A 19,427-nucleotide genomic window follows, 5' to 3' on the forward strand; every position below is an offset into this window, starting at 1 on the left:
GGTTGCCCGGCCGGAGCCGGGCAATGGGGATTAATGATCCAGATAGAGATAATGCAGCCAGCTGGTCATGCGCAGCAGCACTTTGCGCATAATCGACACATGGGCAAAATAATCGGTATACACCGCCGCCTGGGCGCTGACCCCGTCCGGTAAATGTTCCACTTCCGGATGGGGATCGAGGTCGATCAGCACGTAAATGCCCTCTTTCCCTGCCCCGGCGTTCAGTCCTTGCAGCGCGCCGCTGGCCTGGTAGCTGCCGTCCGGGACGGTCGGCAACACCCGCGATACCTTACCGCTGTAGACGCTGCCCGGCAGACCGTTAAACACCACCTCCGCGCTATCCCCGGCCGTCAGACGCAGGACCGAATTCTGGCGGAATACCGCCACCACCTGGCGCTTTTGCTGGGGAATAAACACCAGCACCGGCTTGAAGGGCAGACGCACCGCGGTCATCCCCGGCCGCGCCAGAAGCTGGGTGACGTAGCCGTCGCTCGGCGCGCGAATCACGGTTTGCGCCAGATTATACTCCGCTTCAAGGATCTGCGATTTCAGGCTGGCAATATTGGCATCCAGCCCGTGGTAGCGTCCGGATACCTGCTCTCGGGCGTTTTGTAATTGCGCTTTCGCCGCCTGCAGTACCGCCGACTGGATCTGCACCTGCTGCCTGGCATGGGTCACATCCTGTTCCGAAAAAGGATTCACCGGCATGGCCGCTCCCTGGGCATAGCGCTGGTAGTCGCGGGTGACCCGGTCGTACTCCGCCTGCGCCTGCTGTACTCTGGCGCTGGCATCGTCAATGGTTGCCTGCTTCGCCCGCAGCGTGGCCTCCTCGGCCGCCAGATCGGCTTTCAGCTTGTTCAGCCGTGCGCGGTAGCGGGTATCGTCGATGCGAAACAGCAGTTCGCCCTTCTTCATTAACACATTGGTTTTACTGGTCACCTCCACCACCTCGCCTGATACCTGCGGCACCATCGGAATGGAGACGACAATTTTTTGCGCTCGCATCGTATAGGGGTGGTTATAGTTCATCGTTAATATTAGTGCACCGACGATCACTATTCCGCCTAATATAGCGGTGGGGATCGTCCATTTATTTACTGGAATGCGAAATATTTTAAACACGCCCCAGGCAATGGCGACATAGCAAAGGATAATTAACAGATCCATATTATTTCTCGCTATTCTCCACCGACGCCTGCTGGCTGTTTTTTAATGCCGCTTCAAGTAACGCAATGCGTTTCTCCAGCTCCGCTCGCTGCTGATGTCCTTCGGTCTGTGAGGCCATCCCCCAGCCACGATCAGGCCGGTACAACGTGGCCCAGATCCACAGAAAAGGCCAGATAGCATGCAGGGTAAACAGGCTTATCCAGCCTGCTACATGAATCGCGTCCTGATGGGGATGCTGGCGTTTTTGCGCGATGTGATAGGGAATATCGTGGATAATAATAACTCCATAAAACAATATGAGAAATACCAGTATTAATACAAACAAAGCAAAATAATTAAGCAGCATGGTGCATATACACTCAGTAAGCCAGCGGGAAGATCGTTATTTTTAATCACGTCGAGAACCACAAAAGAAGCAATAAAACGCACAGATTTCCTTAAATAAACGACTGTTCAACGCAAAGGCCATCATACGTTCAGCGGATCAATAAATCACATGGCAATTCAGCCAAACTGGTATATCATTTTTGATATATCATTAATATCAGGCAGCGATAAGATGTTGAAAGACTTTAAAATGGACGAGCTGAGGATCCTCTGCGCCATCGCCGAAACCGCCAGCGTAAGCCGGGCAGCCCAGCGCCTGAATATGCCCCAGTCTAACGTCTCACGGACGCTGACCAGCGTGGAGCGGAAAGTCGGTCTGGCTATTTTTCTGCGCACCGCCAGGGAACTGGTGCGTACCGAGTTCGGCGAGCAGTTTATTCACGCCAGCAGCGCCGTTCTTGCGCAGCATGAGCAGCTTATCAACCTCGCCGACCGTTATAAGAACACACTGCAGGGCGTTGTCACCCTTGGAGCGCCCATCGGCATCCACCAGTTTCTCGGGCGCTATATTCTGCCAGCGCTAAGAAAAACGCTGCCGGAGCTGCAGATCAATCTGGTCACCCGCAACGCCAGCGAGCGGGAACAGAAATACGGCGCCATTTTCAATAGCGACTGCGATCTGCTGATAAGCCCCTTTAAGCCACAGAATGAAAACCTCATCGCCCGCCCGTTTACCCGCTTTCGTACCGGCGTCTTCGCCTCCCCGGATTACCTCGCGCAACACCCTATCGCCGAACCGGAGGCGCTGGTGGATCATGAGTGCATCACCCTGCGTATGCTGGGCGGCAGCGACAATATCTGGACCTTCAAAAGCAAAAACGGCAAACCGCTTAATCTCACGGTAAAGGGGGGATTCGTGTGCGATAACACGCTGCCGGCGGTGGAGCTGGCGAAGCTGGGGATGGGGATCGTTTATGCGCCCTACTATTCACTCGCCACCGAGCTGGCGGCAGGACAGTTGGTTCCCTGTCTGAAAAAGGAGCGCTGTATCGATCTGCAGGCCTGGCTTATCTACCAGCGACGGGACATTCTTCCGCTGCGCGTCCAGGCGCTGCTGGACGGCCTCAGCGTCCATATCAAAAACCTGTCTCATTTGCTGCTTTAAGCTCAGGGCGCGGTGGCCAGCTCAAGCGCCAGCAGCCAGGTAATGGCTTCATCACGATGAGTCAAGCACATCTCCGGCGAGGGCTGCAGGCTGGCGCACACCTTCGGGCGCAGTGGGGAACCGAAAATGAGGCACAGATTGTGCTCGGAGAGCTGAATACAGCGAGTGTTGGCCGGCTTGCCCTGCGGCATACCGGGGATCGGCGATGATATAGAGGGGGCGATGCAACATGCGCCACAATCAGTACGACATTCCACAACCCAGCTCCCGAACGCTCATTTTGCGCCACAGCCTAAACGTTTTGCCAGAAGATAGCAAAACTCGCGAATTCCACTTGCCTGAACGCCCGGGCGCGAGTAGTTTTACGCGATATTTTTGACTCGTTAAGTGACAGGATTACTGCAATGCCAAGAGCGAATGAAATTAAAAAAGGTATGGTGCTGAATTACAACGGCAAGCTGCTGATTGTGAAAAATATCGATATTCAGTCACCCAGCGCCCGCGGTGCTGCGACACTGTATAAAATGCGCTTCTCCGATGTGCGTACCGGCCTGAAAGTAGAAGAGCGCTTCAAAGGCGACGATATCGTCGATACCGTGACCCTGACCCGCCGTTTCGTTGACTTCTCTTATGTCGATGGCAACGAATACGTGTTCATGGATAAAGAAGACTACACCCCTTACACCTTCACAAAAGAGCAGATCGAAGAAGAGCTGCAGTTTATTCCGGAAGGCGGCATGCCGGATATGCAGGTGCTGACCTGGGATGGGCAGCTGCTGGCGCTTGAGCTGCCGCAGACCGTGGACCTGGAAATTATCGAAACCGCGCCGGGGATTAAAGGGGCATCCGCCAGCTCCCGCACCAAGCCCGCCACCATGAGCACTGGCCTGGTGATTCAGGTGCCGGAATACCTGACCACCGGTGAGAAAATCCGCATTCATATCGAAGAGTGCCGCTATATGGGCCGCGCGGATTAATCTTCCGTGACGAGTTGACATAAAAAAGGACAGCCGCTGGCTGTCCTTTTTATTATCCCCATTGCCGCGATTACAGCAGTTCAGGGTATTTGGTCATCTTCAGCGCCAGCTCCACGCCGCGTACTTCCGCCATCCCCTTGAGACGGCCAATCGCCGAATAGCCTGGGTTGGTTTTCTTGCGCAGATCGTCGAGCATCTGATGACCATGATCCGGACGGAAGGGGATCGGGCGCAGATCGCCGGCCTGCTTACGCCGCTGCTCTTCACGCAGAATCGCATCCACCACCGCCACCATATTAACGTCGCCGCTAAGGTGCGCCGCCTCGTGGAAGGTTTTCGGGTTCGCTTCACGGCAGGTGGAGCGCAGATGGGTAAAGTGGATACGATCGCCAAAGGTCTCCACCATCTTCACCAGATCGTTATCGGCGCGGACGCCATAGGATCCGGTGCACATGGTAAAGCCATTATTAATGCTGTCCACTGTCTCTTTCAGCCACTGCATATCTTCAATGGTCGAGACGATACGCGGCAGGCCAAGGATCGGCCGCGGCGGATCGTCCGGATGCACAGCCAGACGGATCCCCACCTCTTCGCACACCGGCACGATGGCCCGCAGGAAATAGGCCATATTTTCGCGCAGCTGCGCTTTATCGATGTGGTCATATTCCGCCAGACGCGCGCGGAACTGGTCGAGGGTGTAACCCTCTTCCGCCCCCGGCAGGCCGGCGATGATATTGCGGGTCAGTTTCTCAATGTCCGCTTCGCTCATCGCCTTGTAATACGCCTCGGCCTGGCGCTGCTCTTCTTCGCTGTAATCCGCTTCCGCCCCCGGGCGTTTGAGGATATGCAGTTCAAAGGCGGCGAAGGCGATCTGATCGAAACGCAGCGCCCGGGAGCCGTCCGGCAGCTCATATTCCAGATCGGTGCGCGTCCAGTCGAGGATCGGCATAAAGTTGTAGCATACGGTATCGATGCCGCAGGCCGCGAGGTTGCGGATGCTCTGCTGATAGTTGGCAATCCAGGTCGTATACTGCCCGCTGTGGGTTTTAATATCCTCGTGCACCGGAATGCTTTCGACCACCGACCAGGTCAGCCCTTTCGCCGCTAACAGCGCCTGACGCTCTTTAATCTCGTCGACCGGCCAGACCTGACCGTTTGCAATATGGTGCAGCGCAGTGACGACCCCGGTCGCCCCTGCCTGCCGTACATCATCAAGCGATACCGGATCGTTCGGCCCATACCACCGCCAGGTTTGCTCCATCGCTATGCCCTCACAAAAGTTGTTATACCAATAATGGCGACACTAATGACGACTACCATACATGTTTCTCAGCAGGCTGCAAACAGTGCCGGTGCATTGATTGATCCAGCTCACAGTCAGCGGATAATTTCGGCTTACCAATTTAATTTCCTGTCATATAACTTTAGACTGGCAATGTTAATAAGCAGTTAAACAGGTGTGTGAAGAATGACAACAATTGCAACCGCTACGCTACCGGAAAACGTGCAACGTCCTCAGTACGATCGCAGCCAGCTCCGCTCGCGTATTGTCCATTTCGGCTTTGGCGCGTTTCATCGCGCGCACCAGGCGCTGCTGACCGATCGCGTGCTGAATAACATCGGCGGCGACTGGGGGATCTGCGAAATCAGTCTGTTCAGCGGCGATACGCTGATGAGCCAGCTGCGCGAACAGGACCACCTGTTTACCGTACTGGAAAAAGGCGCCGACGGTAATCAGCCCATTATTATCGGCGCAGTGCACGAATGCCTGAACGCCAGGCTCGATTCGCTGGCGGCGATTATCGAGAAATTTTGCGAGCCGCAGGTGGCGATTGTCTCGCTGACCATCACGGAAAAAGGCTATTGCATCGATCCGGCGACCGGCAAGCTGGATCCGACGCATCCGCGCATCGTTCACGATCTGGAAAATCCGACGCTCCCGCAGTCGGCTCCCGGTATTTTAGTTGAAGCGCTGGCCCGCCGCCGGGAACGCGGCCTGCCGCCCTTTACCGTGCTCTCCTGCGATAACATTCCCGATAACGGCCACGTGGTGAAAAATGCCGTCCTCGGCATGGCGGAAAAACGCAGTCCGGCGCTGGCGAGCTGGATCGCCGACAACGTTAGCTTCCCGGGCACCATGGTGGATCGCATTGTTCCCGCCGCCACCGCCGAGTCGCTGGCAGAAATCGCCGCCGTGCTGGGAGTGGAAGATCCCTGCGCCATCAGCTGCGAACCCTTCATTCAGTGGGTAGTCGAAGACCACTTTGTCGCCGGGCGCCCCGCCTGGGAGACGGCAGGCGTGCAGATGACCGACGACGTGCTGCCCTGGGAGCAGATGAAGCTGCGGATGCTCAACGGCAGCCACTCTTTCCTCGCCTGGCTTGGCTATCTGGCAGGTCATGCGCACGTTAGCGACTGCATGCAGGATGAGGTCTTCCGCCGCGCCGCCCGCCAGCTGATGCTCGACGAACAGGCCCCGACGCTGACCATTACCGGCGTCGACCTGGCGGCCTATGCCGACAGCTTAATCGCGCGCTTCAGCAACCCGGCGCTCAAACACCGTACCTGGCAAATCGCCATGGACGGCAGCCAGAAGCTACCCCAGCGCATGCTCGACGGTATTCGCGTGCATCTTGAGCGCGGCAGCCGCTGGCCGCTGCTGGCCCTCGGCGTGGCCGGCTGGATGCGCTACGTCAGCGGCACGGACGATGCCGGTCAGGCCATCGACGTGCGCGATCCGCTGGTGGACAAGATCCAGCAGCGGGTGGCGCAGAGCGATGAGCAGCAGCGTGTTGACGCCCTGCTGGATCTGGAGGAAATATTTGGCCGCGACCTGCCGCACAACGCCCTGTTTGTGACCGGGATCCGCGCCGCCTGGCAGCAGCTGGCGATGCACGGCGCCCGCGAGGCAGTTGCCCGCGCGCTCGATTCTTAACAATATTTGCGCTTATGCGGACAGAATTCCCTTCTGTCCGCCTCAGGACTTCTCTTTTCCCTCTTTTTTCGTCAGGATAGGCATAACTGTTACAACATTACATTTATCCTGGAGAAAAGAGTGACCAGAACCAATTTGATCACCGGCTTTCTCGGCAGCGGTAAGACGACCTCGATTCTTCATCTGCTGGCGCAGAAGCCTGCGGATGAAAAATGGGCCGTACTGGTTAACGAGTTTGGCGAAGTCGGGATAGACGGCGCGCTGATGGCCGACAGCGGCGCCCTGCTCAAAGAGATCCCCGGCGGCTGCATGTGCTGTGTCAATGGCCTGCCGATGCAGGTCGGACTGAACACCCTGCTGCGCCAGGGGAAACCCGATCGTCTGTTGATCGAACCTACCGGACTTGGCCATCCAAAGCAGATCCTCGATATTCTCACCGCGGCGGTGTATGAACCCTGGATCGATCTGCGCGCGACCCTGTGCATCCTCGATCCGCGTCAGCTACTGGACGAGAAAGCGGTCAACAACGACAACTTTCGCGACCAGCTGGCGGCGGCGGATATCATCGTGGCCAATAAAAGCGATCGGGAAACGCCCGAAAGCGCTCAGGCGTTTGCCGACTGGTGGCAACGCTGGGGCGGCGAGCGTCGCCAGGTGTCGGCGACCCAGGGGAATATCGACCTCGCCCTGCTTGATGAGCCACGACGGAACACCGCCCCACTGCCGGCGAGCGGGGAGCACGCCCATCGCCATCCCCCAACAGCCGGTCTCGCCGCCCTTAGCCTGGCGGAACACCAGCGCTGGCGCCGCCACCTTAACAGCGGCCAGGGCTATCAGGCCTGCGGTTGGATCTTCGACGCGGAAACGGTCTTTGACACCATCGCCCTGCTGGAGTGGGCCCGGCTGGCGCCGGTGGCGCGCGTCAAAGGTGTGCTGCGCATTGCCGAAGGGGCGGTGCGGATCAACCGCCAGGGTGAGGATCTGCATATCGAGACCCTCAGCGTTGCACCGCCCGATAGCCGCATCGAGCTTATCTCCGCTAATGAAGCCGACTGGAATGCGCTCCAGACCTCATTGTTGAGGCTTCGTTTAAGTTAAGGCGGCTAAGGTTGCCGCCGACTGTCACAAAATCGCAATGGCTATGATGAAAAACCGAATTCCTTTAATCTTGCTGCTAAACATCGCGGGTGTGGCGCTATTTTGCTCCTGGTATCTGCCAGCCAACCACGGCGCGTGGGCGCCTGTTGACTCCGCGATCTTCCATTTCTTTAACCATGGCGTCAGCGTCAGCCGCGCTTACGCCTGGCTGCTGGCGATCATCAACAATCGCGCCTTCGACGCCTGCTCGCTGCTGGCTATGGGGTGCCTGATGCTTAGCTACTGGCTCAAGGCGCCGGCGGCAGGCCGTCGTCAGATCGCCATTATGGGCCTGGTGATGCTGCTGGCGGCGGTGATCATCAACCAGCTGGCGCAGCACCTGATGCCGGTTCAGCGCGCCAGCCCGTCGCTGTTTTTCAGCGATGTAACCCGCGTCAGCGACGTCGTTAACTTCCCCACTAAGGATGCTTCCAAGGACAGCTTCCCCGGCGATCATGGGATGATGCTGCTGATCTTCGCGAGCTTTATGTGGCGCTATTTTGGTCGCCGCGCGCTGGCCGTGGCGCTGGTGATATTTGTGGTCTTTGCTTTCCCGCGGGTGATGATTGGCGCCCACTGGTTCAGCGATATTGCCGTCGGCTCGCTGACCGCCGTGCTGATTGGCGCGCCCTGGGTATTGATGACTCCCCTGAGCGATAAACTGATCGCCTTTTTCGATCGCTACTTACCCGGTGGAATATCAGCCAAATAATGTCTCCGGCAGTCGCCAGACTCATTATCTATAAGGGGACCTTTTGGGTCCCTTTTTTTCAATTGTCCTTTTTTTCTACATCACGTTCATCTTCTTGTCACATTAATCCCGTGACAAATGAAGGAATTGTCTGTTTTTTGCCCGATATTGTCGCTATTTTGGCCTTTCCCGATGATTCACTTTTTGTCACCAAAATACTTATAAGAAATCGCGCAAAACCGCTCGCCATGCGGCGTTTGATAGGGTAATCTCGTTCTCGTTTTGCCTTTTCCGCAACATTAATTCAAGGCGTGAATAAAATTGTGCGTGACTGCACAAATTTAAGCTTAAGGAATTGTCTCATTGCGGATGGGTATTTAGGCTCTAACACGTTTGGCATTTTTATAACGACATTGTCGTTAAGGACAACAAGGGAAAATAAACAGCATGGTCAAATCTCAGCCGATTTTGAGATACATCTTGCGGGTAGCCCCCGCGATTGCAGTAGCGGTTCTGCTTTCCGCGTGTAGTTCAACAAGTACCGCCAGGAATATGCATTCTGAGACGCATGCTGTGGGTAGTGGCGATTTATCATCACTGCAAGCCTCTCAGGATGAATTTGAAACGATGGTCCGTAACCTGGACGTGAAGTCCCGTTTAATGGATCAGTATGCCAGCTGGAAAGGCGTGCGTTACCGCCTCGGCGGCAGCACCCGCAAAGGTATCGACTGCTCGGCGTTCGTGCAGCGCACCTTCCGCGAACAATTTGGTCTGGAACTGCCGCGTTCAACTTCTGAACAGCAGGAAACCGGAAAATCGATTTCCCGTACCCAGTTGCGTACTGGCGATCTGGTTCTGTTCCGTGCCGGTTCTACCGGCCGCCATGTAGGGATCTACCTCGGCAACAACCAGTTTGTTCACGCCTCTACCAGCAGCGGGGTGACTATCTCCAGCATGGATGAGCCATACTGGAAAAAGCGCTACAACGAAGCGCGTCGAGTCCTGAGCCGCTCGTAAACTGTCCTCTACCGCCGCCGGTTATCCCTTGGCTGGAAGCGGGATAAAAAACACTGCCCCGGCAGTGTTTTTTTTTGCCACCTGATTCTGAACGACGCAAAATAAGCTATGTCTTTTAAGTGGGAATGAGAAAAACGACGACTGACAACCCGTTGCTGCGCATCAATAACACGGAAAGACTATAGCTATGCTGACTCGCTACTTTTCGCCCCAGCGTAAAACCTGGATAACCAGCTTGTGCGTGGGAGTTATCGTCGCGCTACTGGCCGGCAGCATTCAGTTTATGGTGATTTACCATAACCGGGCGGAGCGTTTCGACGCCATTATCAACAACGTTAATACCTATCTGAAGAGCTACTTTCACGACCTGCGGCAGACCATCAACGGCCTGCAGCCGCTGGTGGACCAGCCCTGCGAGAATATTGACTCCGGGCTCACCTCCCATGCCGCTTTCAGCCCTAACGTCCGCGCCTTTCTGCTGGTCAAAAACGGCGTGGCCTTTTGCTCCTCGGCAACCGGCGCCATGGATACCCCCCTCACCCAGCTGATCCCGGCCATTGATATCCGCAAACCCCTTGATATGGCCATTTTGCCGGGCACGCCGATGATGCCGAAGAGCGCGGCGCTGGCGTTGTGGGTAGGAAAACCTGGTGATAAAAACAGCGGCATTTTCGTGTCGATTAACGCCAATCTCACACCGTATATCCTCTATTCTGCACGGCAGAATGATTTCAGCGGCATTGCGCTGGCCATCGATCACACCGCCATCTCCACCTTCAGTAACCGGCTGGTGGATCCGCAAACGCTGCATGACGCGCCGATCCGCCAGACACAGATCGAGGGTTTACCGCTGAAGGTCTACCTGTATGCCAACAGCTGGCTGGCGGAAAATACGCAGTTTGCTCTGCTGCTCGGGGTGGTGTGCGGCCTGCTGGCGGGGCTACTCTGCTATTACGTGCTGACGATCAAATCCGATCCGCGAAAATCCATTCTCCTGGGGATCAAAAACAACCAGTTCTACATCGTCTATCAGCCGGTGGTGAATGCTCAGACCTTGCGGATCACGGGCGTGGAGGTCCTGATGCGCTGGCGCCATCCGGTGGTGGGCGAAATCCCGCCTGACATCTTTATTAACCTCGCGGAAACCCAGCAGATGATCGTGCCGCTGACCGATCACCTGCTGGCGCTGATCGCCCGCGATGCTGCGGTGTTGAAGCGTATTCTGCCGCGCGGCGTCAAGCTGGGGCTGAATATATCCCCTGCCCATCTGCAGGCCGACAGCTTCCGCGACGATATGCTGCGCTTCGCCGCCGCGCTGCCCGCCGGCCATTTTCACGTGGTGCTGGAGGTGACCGAGCGGGCGATGATTGATAAAGAAAAATCGATGGCTAACTTCGCCTGGCTCCACCAGCACGGTTTTGAAATCGCGATTGATGATTTTGGCACCGGGCATAGCGCGCTGATCTATCTTGAGCGCTATAACTTCGACTATCTGAAGATCGATCGCGGCTTTGTGCAGGCGATTGGCACAGAAACTGTTACCTCGCCGGTGCTGGATGCGGTGCTGACCCTCAGCCGCCGGCTGAAATTAATGACCATCGCCGAAGGGGTGGAGACCCAGGAGCAGGCGGAGTGGCTCCGCGCTCAGGGGGTTCATTTCCTGCAGGGGTACTGGATCAGCCGGCCGCTGTCGCTGGCGGCGCTGGTGGCCGCGCACGATGAACCCGCGAACTATTTCACAACGCGTTAAGTCTCACTTATGATGCGGGAACAGAAGTCGGCCATGGGGGCCGGCTATGACGGGGTATTCTGCCGCCTATGTATGCGCGACTTTTTCTGCTTCTGCTTGCTCTGTTTAGCCTGAGCGCTAACGCGCAATCCATTCAGGAAAGCGTCGCCTTCGCGATTATCGGCGAGCCCAAGTACGCCGCCGGTTTCAGCCATTTTGATTATGTCAATCCACAGGCGCCGAAAGGCGGTACCCTCACCCTGGCGGCAATCGGCACCTTCGACAACTTCAACCGCTATGCGCTGCGCGGCAATCCCGCGGTACGAACTGAGGCGCTCTACGATCCCCTGTTCACCACTTCGGATGATGAGCCCGGGAGCTATTATCCGCTGATTGCCGAGCGGGCGCGCTACGCCGGGGACTATTCATGGATGGAGATCGCTCTCAACCCCCGCGCCCGTTTTCACGACGGCACGCCAATCACCGCCCAGGATGTCGCTTTTACCTTCAAGAAGTTTATGACCGAAGGGGTGCCGCAGTTCCGCCTCTTTTATAAAGGCACCACCGTGAAGGCCATCGCGCCGTTGACTGTGCGTATCGACCTCGGCCAGCCCGGTAAAGAGAATATGCTGAGCCTGCTGAGCCTACCGGTGATGCCCGAGGCGTTCTGGCGCCATCACAAACTTAGCGACCCGCTGTCAAAGCCACCGCTGGCCAGCGGACCCTATCGCATCAGCGCCTGGCGGATGGGACAGTATATTACCTATTCCCGGGTCGCCGACTACTGGGCGGCCGACCTGCCGGTCAACCGCGGTCGCTGGAACTTCGATACGCTGCGCTATGACTATTATCTTGACGACAACGTCGCTTTTGAAGCCTTTAAAGCCGGGGCCGTTGACCGCCGGGAAGAGACGGTCGCCAAAAACTGGGCTACCCGCTACGTTGGCCGCAACTTCAGCCGCGGCTATATCATCAAAGAGGAGTATGCCAACACCTCGGCGCAGGATACCCAGTGGCTGGCGTTCAATATCCAGCGCCCGGTATTCGCCGATCGCCGGGTGCGGGAGGCCATTACCCTGGCGTTTGATTTTGAATGGATGAACAAAGCGCTGTTCTACAGCGCCTATCAGCGCGCCAATAGCTATTTCCAGAACACCGAATATGCCGCCCGCAGCCTGCCCGACGCGGCCGAACTGGCCCTGCTGACGCCGATGAAAAACGAACTGCCCCCCGAGCTCTTCAGCCAGGTTTACCAGCCGCCGGTCTCCCGCGGCGATGGCTTTGACCGCGCCAACTTACTCAAAGCCGACGCCCTGCTCAACGCGGCAGGCTGGACGGTGAAGAACCAGCGCCGGGTTAACGCCGCCACCGGTAAGCCGCTGCGCTTTGAGCTGCTGATGCCGGCCGGAAGCAATGACCGCTGGGTGCTGCCGTTCCAGCACAACCTGCAGCGCCTGGGGATCGTCATGGATATTCGTCAGGTGGATAACTCGCAGTACAGCAACCGCCGCCGCAGCCGCGATTACGACATGATGCCAAGCCTGTGGCGTGCCATGCCCTGGCCGGGGACCGACCTGCAAATATCCTGGGCGTCAGACTATATTCACTCCAGCTACAACGCGCCGGGGGTGCAGAGTCCGGTGGTAGATAAACTGATTGCGCAGATCCTGCAGTGGCAGGGTAATAAGCAGAAGCTGATCCCGCTCGGCCGGGCGCTGGACCGCGTCCTCACCTGGAACCACTATATGTTGCCGATGTGGTATATGGCGCAGGACCGCACCGCGTGGTGGAATAAATTCTCGTTCCCGAAAACCCGCCCCATTTATTCGTCCGGCCTTGATACCTGGTGGTATGACGTGAACAAAGCGGCCACCCTCCCCGCGGACAGACGCTAAGGACATACCATGGGCAGTTACCTGATCCGCCGTTTGCTGTTAGTGATCCCCACCCTGTGGGCCATCATCACCATTAACTTTTTTATTGTGCAGATCGCCCCCGGCGGCCCGGTCGACCAGGCCATCGCCGCCATCGAATTTGGTCAGCACGGCGGAATGCCAGGCGCCGGCGACGGCGGGATGGGCGCCAGCCATGCCCGCACCGGCGCCGGCAATATCAGCGAGGGGCACTATCGCGGCGGGCGCGGCCTCGATCCGGAAGTCATCGCCGAGATCACCCACCGCTACGGCTTCGACAAACCGCTGCACGAGCGCTACCTGAAGATGCTGGGCGATTATCTGCGCTTTGATTTTGGCGACAGCCTGTTTCGCAGCGCCTCCGTGCTGCAGCTGATTAAAGACAGCCTGCCGGTCTCGGTGAGCCTCGGGCTGTGGAGCACGCTGATCATCTATCTGGTCTCCATTCCGCTGGGCATCCGCAAAGCCGTCAGCAACGGCAGCCGCTTTGACATCTGGAGCAGTACGCTGATTATCATTGGCTATGCGATCCCCGCCTTTCTGTTCGCCATCCTGCTGATCGTGATTTTTGCCGGCGGCAGCTATTTCGACCTCTTCCCGCTGCGCGGTCTGGTCTCGCCAAACTTCGACACCCTGCCGTGGTATGAAAAGATCCTCGACTATCTGTGGCACATCACCCTGCCGGTGCTGGCGACGGTGATCGGCGGCTTCGCCGCCCTGACCATGCTGACCAAAAACAGCTTCCTCGACGAGATCCGCAAACAGTATGTGGTTACCGCCCGCGCCAAAGGGGTCGGGGAGAAACAGATCCTCTGGGGACACGTGTTCCGCAACGCCATGCTGCTGGTGATCGCTGGTTTCCCAGCCACCTTTATCAGTATGTTCTTTACCGGCTCGCTGCTGATCGAAGTGATGTTCTCGTTGAATGGTCTGGGGCTGCTGGGCTATGAAGCGACGGTCTCCCGCGACTATCCGGTGATGTTCGGGACGCTCTATATTTTCACCCTGATCGGCCTGCTGCTTAATATCGTCAGCGATATCAGCTATACGCTGGTCGACCCGCGTATTGATTTTGAGGGCCGCTAATGTCGTTCTTCAGTCCCGTTAATCAGGCCCGCTGGGCGCGCTTTCGCCACAACCGTCGCGGTTACTGGTCGCTGTGGCTGTTTTTAATTCTCTTCCTCTGCAGCCTGGGGGCTGAGCTGCTGGCCAACGATCGGCCGCTGCTGGTGCAGTACCGGGGCCAGCTGTACGTCCCGGTATTAAAAAACTACACCGAGCAGACCTTCGGCGGCGCATTCGCCACCGCCGCTGACTATAAGGATCCGTGGCTGCAGCACCAGCTGGCCAGCCACGGCTGGGCGCTTTGGCCGCCGGTGCGCTTCGGCGCGACGACGATCAATTTTGCCAGCACGGTTCCTTTTCCCTCGCCGCCCTCAGCCAGCAACTGGCTCGGCACCGACGCCAACGGCGGCGATGTGCTGGCGCGGATCCTCTATGGGACGCGCATCTCGGTACTCTTTGGCCTGCTGCTGACGCTGTTCTCCAGCGTGCTGGGGGTGCTGGCCGGGGCGATCCAGGGTTATTACGGCGGTAAAATCGACCTCTGGGGGCAGCGTTTTATCGAAGTCTGGTCCGGCATGCCGACGCTGTTTCTGATCATTCTGCTCTCCAGCGTGGTGCAGCCGGGCTTCTGGTGGCTGTTGGCGATCACCGTCCTGTTTGGCTGGATGACGCTGGTGGGCGTGGTGCGCGCTGAATTTCTCCGCACCCGCAACTACGACTACATCCGGGCGGCGCAGGCGTTAGGGGTCAGCGACCGGCAGATCATCCTGCGGCATATGCTGCCCAACGCGATGGTGGCGACCCTTACCTTCCTGCCTTTTATTCTCTGCAGCTCTATTACCACCCTGACGTCGCTGGATTTTCTCGGCTTCGGCCTGCCGCTTGGCTCGCCCTCACTCGGCGAGCTGCTCCTGCAGGGCAAAAACAACCTGCAGGCGCCCTGGCTGGGTATTGCCGCGTTTCTTTCCGTCGCCGTGCTGCTGACGCTGCTGATTTTCATCGGTGAAGCGGTTCGCGACGCCTTTGACCCCAGTAAGGCGGTGTAATATGACCCACCCGCTGTTAGCTATCGACAATCTCTCTATCGCCTTTCGCCAGCAGGGCGAGACGCAGACCGTCGTGCATAATCTGTCGCTCGAGGTGGCGGTCGGCGAAACGCTGGCCCTGGTGGGTGAATCCGGCTCCGGTAAGAGCATCTCCGCCCTGTCGGTGCTGCGGCTGCTCCCTACCCCGCCGGCCAGCTACCCCAGCGGCGATATCCGTTTTCATGGCCAGTCGCTGCTGCATGCGGATGAGACGACCCTGCGCGGCGTGCGCGGCAACCGGATCGCGATGATCTTTCAGGAGCCGATGGTGTCGCTCAATCCCCTTCATACCCTGGAAAAACAGCTCTACGAGGTGCTGTCGTTACACCGGGGAATGCGCAAAGAGGCGGCGCGCGGGGAGATCCTAGACTGTCTGGAGCGCGTCGGGATCCGACAGGCGCCGCGGCGGCTGGCGGACTATCCGCACCAGCTCTCCGGCGGCGAGCGCCAGCGGGTGATGATCGCCATGGCGCTGCTGACGCGCCCTGAGCTGCTGATCGCCGACGAGCCGACCACCGCCCTCGATGTGTCAGTGCAGGCGCAAATTCTGCAGCTGCTGCGCGAGCTGAAGCGGGAGCTGAACATGGGGATGCTGTTTATTACCCATAACCTGAGCATCGTCCGCCAGCTGGCTGACCGGGTGGCGGTAATGCAGAACGGCCGCTGCGTGGAGCACAATCACTGTCGGGCGCTGTTCAGCGCGCCGGCTCATCCCTACACCCAACGCCTGCTGGATAGCGAACCGGACGGTGAGCCGGTGCCGTTGGCCGTCGATGCCCCGGTGCTGCTGCAGGTGGACGATTTAAACGTGGCATTTCCTGTTCGCAAAGGGATCCTGCGCCGGGTTGTCGATCACCATCGGGTGGTCAACAGCCTCAGTTTTCAGCTACGCGCCGGCGAGACGCTGGGGCTGGTGGGCGAATCGGGATCGGGGAAAAGCACCACCGGTCTGGCGCTGCTGCGCCTGATCTCATCCGAGGGCAGGATAACCTTTACCGGTCAGCCGATTCAGGGGCGTAACCGTCGACAGCTGCTGCCGCTGCGCCGGCAGATGCAGGTGGTTTTTCAGGATCCGAACTCGTCGCTCAATCCGCGCCTGACGGCGCAGCAGATTATTGAAGAAGGATTGCGCGTCCACCAGCAGACGCTGACGGCAGTCGAACGCGAACAGGCGGTAATTTTTGCCATGCAGGAGGTCGGGCTCGATCCGGCCAGCCGCCAGCGCTACCCGGCGGCATTCTCCGGCGGCCAGCGCCAGCGTATCGCCATCGCCAGAGCGTTAATCGTCAAGCCGCAGCTGATCGTCCTCGACGAGCCGACTTCCTCGCTGGATAAAACCGTTCAGGCGCAGATCCTGAATCTGTTGAAAGCATTACAGCTGAAGCATCAGCTGGCCTATATTTTTATCAGCCATGATTTAGGCGTGGTGCGCGCGCTGTGTCACCAGGTGATGGTGCTGCGGCAGGGAGTGGTGGTTGAACAGGGCGAGTGCCAGTCCGTCTTCAGCGCGCCCCGGCATGAGTATACCCGCCAGCTGCTGGCGCTAAGCTGACGGTCAGAAAGGGTTATTGCCGGAGAAGGGCTCGGCGATCGCCACGCCAAAATTTTTCAGACGACAGGTGGCGGCAAACTCATCCTGCAGATTAACGAACAGGCAGGGTTCGCCTTCGCACTCAAGAACGGAACAGTCGACTTCGATGTCGCTTAACGCCTGGCTGAGCTTATGCATCACCGGCCAGGCTTTTTCACCGTCCGGACTCAGCAGTTTCAGGGCGACGAGACTGTTTTCGTTCTGCGCGCCGTTTTGCGGAATCGGTTCAACTCTGGAACCCGCAAAACCGGCCAGCCAGCGATAGCTCTGCGGCAGACGGTGTACGATAGAGAGTTGTTGTGTATTCACGTGGTTTCCCCGGAAGCAAAAGGCTTCACAATAAATTTACATCAATATTAACACACTGTTGACAAATAGTCCTGCTCAGACGCAGAAAACGTTTACAGCCGCGTCGGACCAGGGTTAAGCGCTTATATTCCAGCGTGTTATTTTTTAACCCGGCAAGCCGATTGGCGCTATATGTACCCGTTTCTGTGATCCAAAACAACTTTTTTATCGCAACAATGCGACTTTTTACACTAATTGATTTTACATAAAGGAAACAAATCACAGAACCCTGAAGCCCATTGCGGTTGACATGCATCAAGAAAGGGGCGATTTCGCCCCTGAAAATGTGACCTAGCGTGCGATTTTTCGCCGGCGGGAAGCGTAAAGCGAGAAGAAAATAGAGCTGGTGGCGCAGAAGGCGATAGAGATCAGCATCGGCCAGGCGGTGGTAAAGGTCGCCATCGACAGCAGCGCGCCGATAATCGCCCCGATACCAAAGCGGAAAGTCCCCGCCAGCGACGAAGCGGTGCCCGCCATATGCGGAAACTCATCGAGGATCACCGCCATAGCGTTAGACGACACCATCGATACGCAGCCAACGAAGGCCGCCACGCCGATCACCAGCGACCAGAAACCGACGTCGAGCAGCGCGCAAACCACCATCCATACCGCCATGGCAAACTGGATCCACAGCCCGGCGCGGAACATGCGCAACGCCCCGACTCGCCGCACAAACCGGCTGTTGAACATGGTCATCAGGAACAAAAAGACAATGTTCAGCGCAAAATAGTAGCCAAAGTGCTGAGGCGCAACGTGGTTAATATTGATATAGACGAAAGGCCCGGCGCTAAGGAAAGAGAACATGCCCGCGAAGCTAAAGCCGCTCGCCAGCATATAGCTCAGGACCCGCTTATGGCGGAACAGGGTGGCAAAGTTACCCAGCGTGGTGCGCAGGTGGAACGGCTGACGCCTTTCAGCCGGTAGCGTTTCGCGGATAAACAGGCCGATCATCAGCGAGGCCAGCAGGGCCACCAGGGCGAGGATCCAGAAAATAGCATGCCAGCTGAACCAGACCAGCACCGCCCCGCCGACCATCGGCGCCACCAGCGGCGCAATGGTCGTCACCAGCATGACAAACGACATCATCCGCGAAAACTCATCTTTCGGATAGATGTCGCGCATCAGGGCGTTAATCACCACGCTGGCCGCCGCGGCCGCCAGACCGTGGAAGAAGCGCATGGCGATCAGCATCTCGATGGTCTGCGACAGGGCGCAGGCCACCGCCGCCGCCGCGAAGACCAGCGTTCCGCCGAGGATCACCGGCTTGCGGCCGAGGCTGTCAGCCATCGGACCGTACAGCAGCTGACCCAACGCAAAGCCGAGGATATAGGTGCTGAGGGTCATCTGCGCGCTGCCGTCCGGCACGTGGTACTGGGCAGCGATCACCGGCAGGGCCGGGAGGTACATATCGATCGACAGCGGCATCAGCATGGCCAGCAGGCCAAGGATAAACACAATCCCCAGTGAAGAATTCTGCTTCAGCGTCACGTTTTACTCCGTGGCTGCGGGGCGCCCACGCTGGCGATTTCCGCTTCCGTCAGCGGACGATATTCACCCGGCGCCAGCGATTCATCCAGCTGGATGTCGCCGATGCGTTCCCGATGCAGGCCAACCACGTGGTTACCCACGGCGGCGAACATGCGTTTCACCTGATGGTAGCGGCCTTCGCTGATGGTGAGGCGCACTTCGGTCGGAGTGATCACTTCCAGCACCGCCGGTTTGGTGAGATCTTTTTCGTTATGCAGCTGGACCCCTTTGGCGAACAGCTCCGCGGTCCCTTCCGCCAGCGGGCTTTCCAGCGCCACCAGATAGGTTTTTTCACAATGGTGGCGTGGCGAGGTAATGCGGTGCGACCACTGGCCGTCATCGGTCATCAGCACCAGTCCGGTGGTGTCGATATCCAGCCGTCCGGCGGCGTGCAGCTTATGCGCCACCGGCTCGTCGAGGAAATAAAGGATAGTCGGATGATCGGGATCGTCGGTGGAACAGACGTACCCTTGCGGCTTGTTGAGCATAAAATAGCGCGGGCCGTTCTGCTGGGTCAGCGTGTTCCCGTCATACTCCACCTCGTGCTCCGGCTGAAGCTTAAAGGAAGCATCTTTTACAATGTCGCCGTCCACGGTAACGCGGCTGCCGCGGATTTCACGCCCGGCAATAGCCCGGCTGACGCCAAGCTGCTGAGCGATAAACTTATCAAGTCGCATGAGATTTTTTTAGCCTGTCAAAGTGCTGGAGCGGGCAAATCGCCCGAAAAAGAAGAATTTCACTGGCTAGTATAAC

The 19,427-nt window shown here is 57.9% G+C and carries 18 protein-coding genes; 11 read left to right on the forward strand and 7 right to left on the reverse strand.

All coding sequences use genetic code 11. From position 1 onward, the window contains the following. Positions 1-30: 30 nt before the first annotated feature. Both GQR96_RS16955 and GQR96_RS16960 read right to left on the reverse strand, forming a co-directional pair. Positions 31-1,167: an HlyD family secretion protein gene (locus GQR96_RS16955; RefSeq protein ID WP_004201644.1), complete on the reverse strand. Its 1,137-nt coding sequence runs from the start codon at positions 1,165-1,167 to the stop codon at positions 31-33. 1 nt (position 1,168) lies between these two features. Continuing rightward, the gene (locus tag GQR96_RS16960; RefSeq protein WP_017899321.1) at positions 1,169-1,513 is read right to left on the reverse strand and encodes a DUF3302 domain-containing protein; all 345 of its coding nucleotides are present in this window, start codon (positions 1,511-1,513) and stop codon (positions 1,169-1,171) included. A gap of 213 nt (positions 1,514-1,726) precedes the next feature. Between GQR96_RS16960 and GQR96_RS16965 the strand changes: the two genes are divergently transcribed. Further along, positions 1,727-2,659: a LysR family transcriptional regulator gene (locus tag GQR96_RS16965; RefSeq protein ID WP_017899320.1), complete on the forward strand. Its 933-nt coding sequence runs from the start codon at positions 1,727-1,729 to the stop codon at positions 2,657-2,659. A 2-nt stretch (positions 2,660-2,661) separates the two neighbouring features. Here the strand turns inward: GQR96_RS16965 and GQR96_RS16970 are convergent, their stop codons facing one another. Beyond that, the gene (locus GQR96_RS16970; protein WP_004201647.1) at positions 2,662-2,916 is read right to left on the reverse strand and encodes a YkgJ family cysteine cluster protein; all 255 of its coding nucleotides are present in this window, start codon (positions 2,914-2,916) and stop codon (positions 2,662-2,664) included. A gap of 147 nt (positions 2,917-3,063) precedes the next feature. On the opposite strand from GQR96_RS16970, the gene yeiP reads away from it, so the two are divergent. After that, positions 3,064-3,636: an elongation factor P-like protein YeiP gene (yeiP, locus tag GQR96_RS16975; RefSeq protein ID WP_002912951.1), complete on the forward strand. Its 573-nt coding sequence runs from the start codon at positions 3,064-3,066 to the stop codon at positions 3,634-3,636. 70 nt (positions 3,637-3,706) lie between these two features. Here the strand turns inward: yeiP and uxuA are convergent, their stop codons facing one another. Beyond that, a complete protein-coding gene (gene uxuA / locus GQR96_RS16980) occupies positions 3,707-4,897 on the reverse strand; it encodes a mannonate dehydratase (protein WP_004201648.1) in 1,191 nt (396 codons plus the stop codon). 207 nt (positions 4,898-5,104) lie between these two features. Between uxuA and GQR96_RS16985 the strand changes: the two genes are divergently transcribed. From GQR96_RS16985 to yejF, 9 genes are all read left to right on the forward strand, one after another. Then, complete coding sequence (locus GQR96_RS16985; protein ID WP_065905070.1) at positions 5,105-6,571, forward strand: mannitol dehydrogenase family protein; 1,467 nt, start codon at positions 5,105-5,107, stop codon at positions 6,569-6,571. A gap of 120 nt (positions 6,572-6,691) precedes the next feature. Next, positions 6,692-7,669, forward strand: coding sequence for a CobW family GTP-binding protein (locus tag GQR96_RS16990; RefSeq protein WP_065905072.1), 978 nt, complete (start codon positions 6,692-6,694; stop codon positions 7,667-7,669). A 37-nt stretch (positions 7,670-7,706) separates the two neighbouring features. After that, positions 7,707-8,420, forward strand: coding sequence for a phosphatase PAP2 family protein (locus GQR96_RS16995; RefSeq protein WP_004201651.1), 714 nt, complete (start codon positions 7,707-7,709; stop codon positions 8,418-8,420). A gap of 426 nt (positions 8,421-8,846) precedes the next feature. Continuing rightward, a complete protein-coding gene (gene mepS / locus GQR96_RS17000; protein WP_004201653.1) occupies positions 8,847-9,416 on the forward strand; it encodes a bifunctional murein DD-endopeptidase/murein LD-carboxypeptidase in 570 nt (189 codons plus the stop codon). Between the two features lie 187 nt (positions 9,417-9,603). After that, positions 9,604-11,166, forward strand: coding sequence for a cyclic di-GMP phosphodiesterase (locus tag GQR96_RS17005; protein ID WP_065905074.1), 1,563 nt, complete (start codon positions 9,604-9,606; stop codon positions 11,164-11,166). 68 nt (positions 11,167-11,234) lie between these two features. After that, positions 11,235-13,040, forward strand: a complete 1,806-nt coding sequence (locus GQR96_RS17010; RefSeq protein WP_048295217.1) for an extracellular solute-binding protein — start codon at positions 11,235-11,237, stop codon at positions 13,038-13,040. 9 nt (positions 13,041-13,049) lie between these two features. Next, positions 13,050-14,144, forward strand: coding sequence for a microcin C ABC transporter permease YejB (locus GQR96_RS17015; protein WP_004201658.1), 1,095 nt, complete (start codon positions 13,050-13,052; stop codon positions 14,142-14,144). After that, a complete protein-coding gene (locus tag GQR96_RS17020) occupies positions 14,144-15,169 on the forward strand; it encodes a microcin C ABC transporter permease (protein ID WP_065905076.1) in 1,026 nt (341 codons plus the stop codon). Before GQR96_RS17015 ends, GQR96_RS17020 begins: the two co-directional genes overlap by 1 nt. 1 nt (position 15,170) lies before the next feature. Further along, a complete protein-coding gene (gene yejF, locus GQR96_RS17025; protein WP_065905078.1) occupies positions 15,171-16,760 on the forward strand; it encodes a microcin C ABC transporter ATP-binding protein YejF in 1,590 nt (529 codons plus the stop codon). 3 nt (positions 16,761-16,763) lie between these two features. Here yejF and GQR96_RS17030 read toward each other — a convergent pair whose 3' ends face one another. The 3 genes from GQR96_RS17030 to rsuA all read right to left on the reverse strand — a co-directional run bounded on the left by GQR96_RS17030 (position 16,764) and on the right by rsuA (position 19,351). Next, entirely contained in the window at positions 16,764-17,108 is a 345-nt protein-coding gene (locus GQR96_RS17030) for a YejG family protein (protein ID WP_002912974.1), read from the reverse strand. Between the two features lie 330 nt (positions 17,109-17,438). Further along, positions 17,439-18,635 (reverse strand): Bcr/CflA family multidrug efflux MFS transporter, encoded by a 1,197-nt coding sequence (locus tag GQR96_RS17035; RefSeq protein WP_004201661.1) that lies wholly within the window; start codon positions 18,633-18,635, stop codon positions 17,439-17,441. Further along, positions 18,632-19,351, reverse strand: a complete 720-nt coding sequence (gene rsuA, locus GQR96_RS17040; protein ID WP_064178377.1) for a 16S rRNA pseudouridine(516) synthase RsuA — start codon at positions 19,349-19,351, stop codon at positions 18,632-18,634. The genes GQR96_RS17035 and rsuA overlap by 4 nt, the downstream gene beginning before the upstream one ends. Between the last annotated feature and the right edge of the window lie 76 nt (positions 19,352-19,427).

The sequence above is a fragment of the Klebsiella sp. PCX genome, from assembly GCF_021869705.1.
GTDB classification, from domain to species: Bacteria; Pseudomonadota; Gammaproteobacteria; order Enterobacterales; family Enterobacteriaceae; genus Klebsiella; species Klebsiella quasipneumoniae.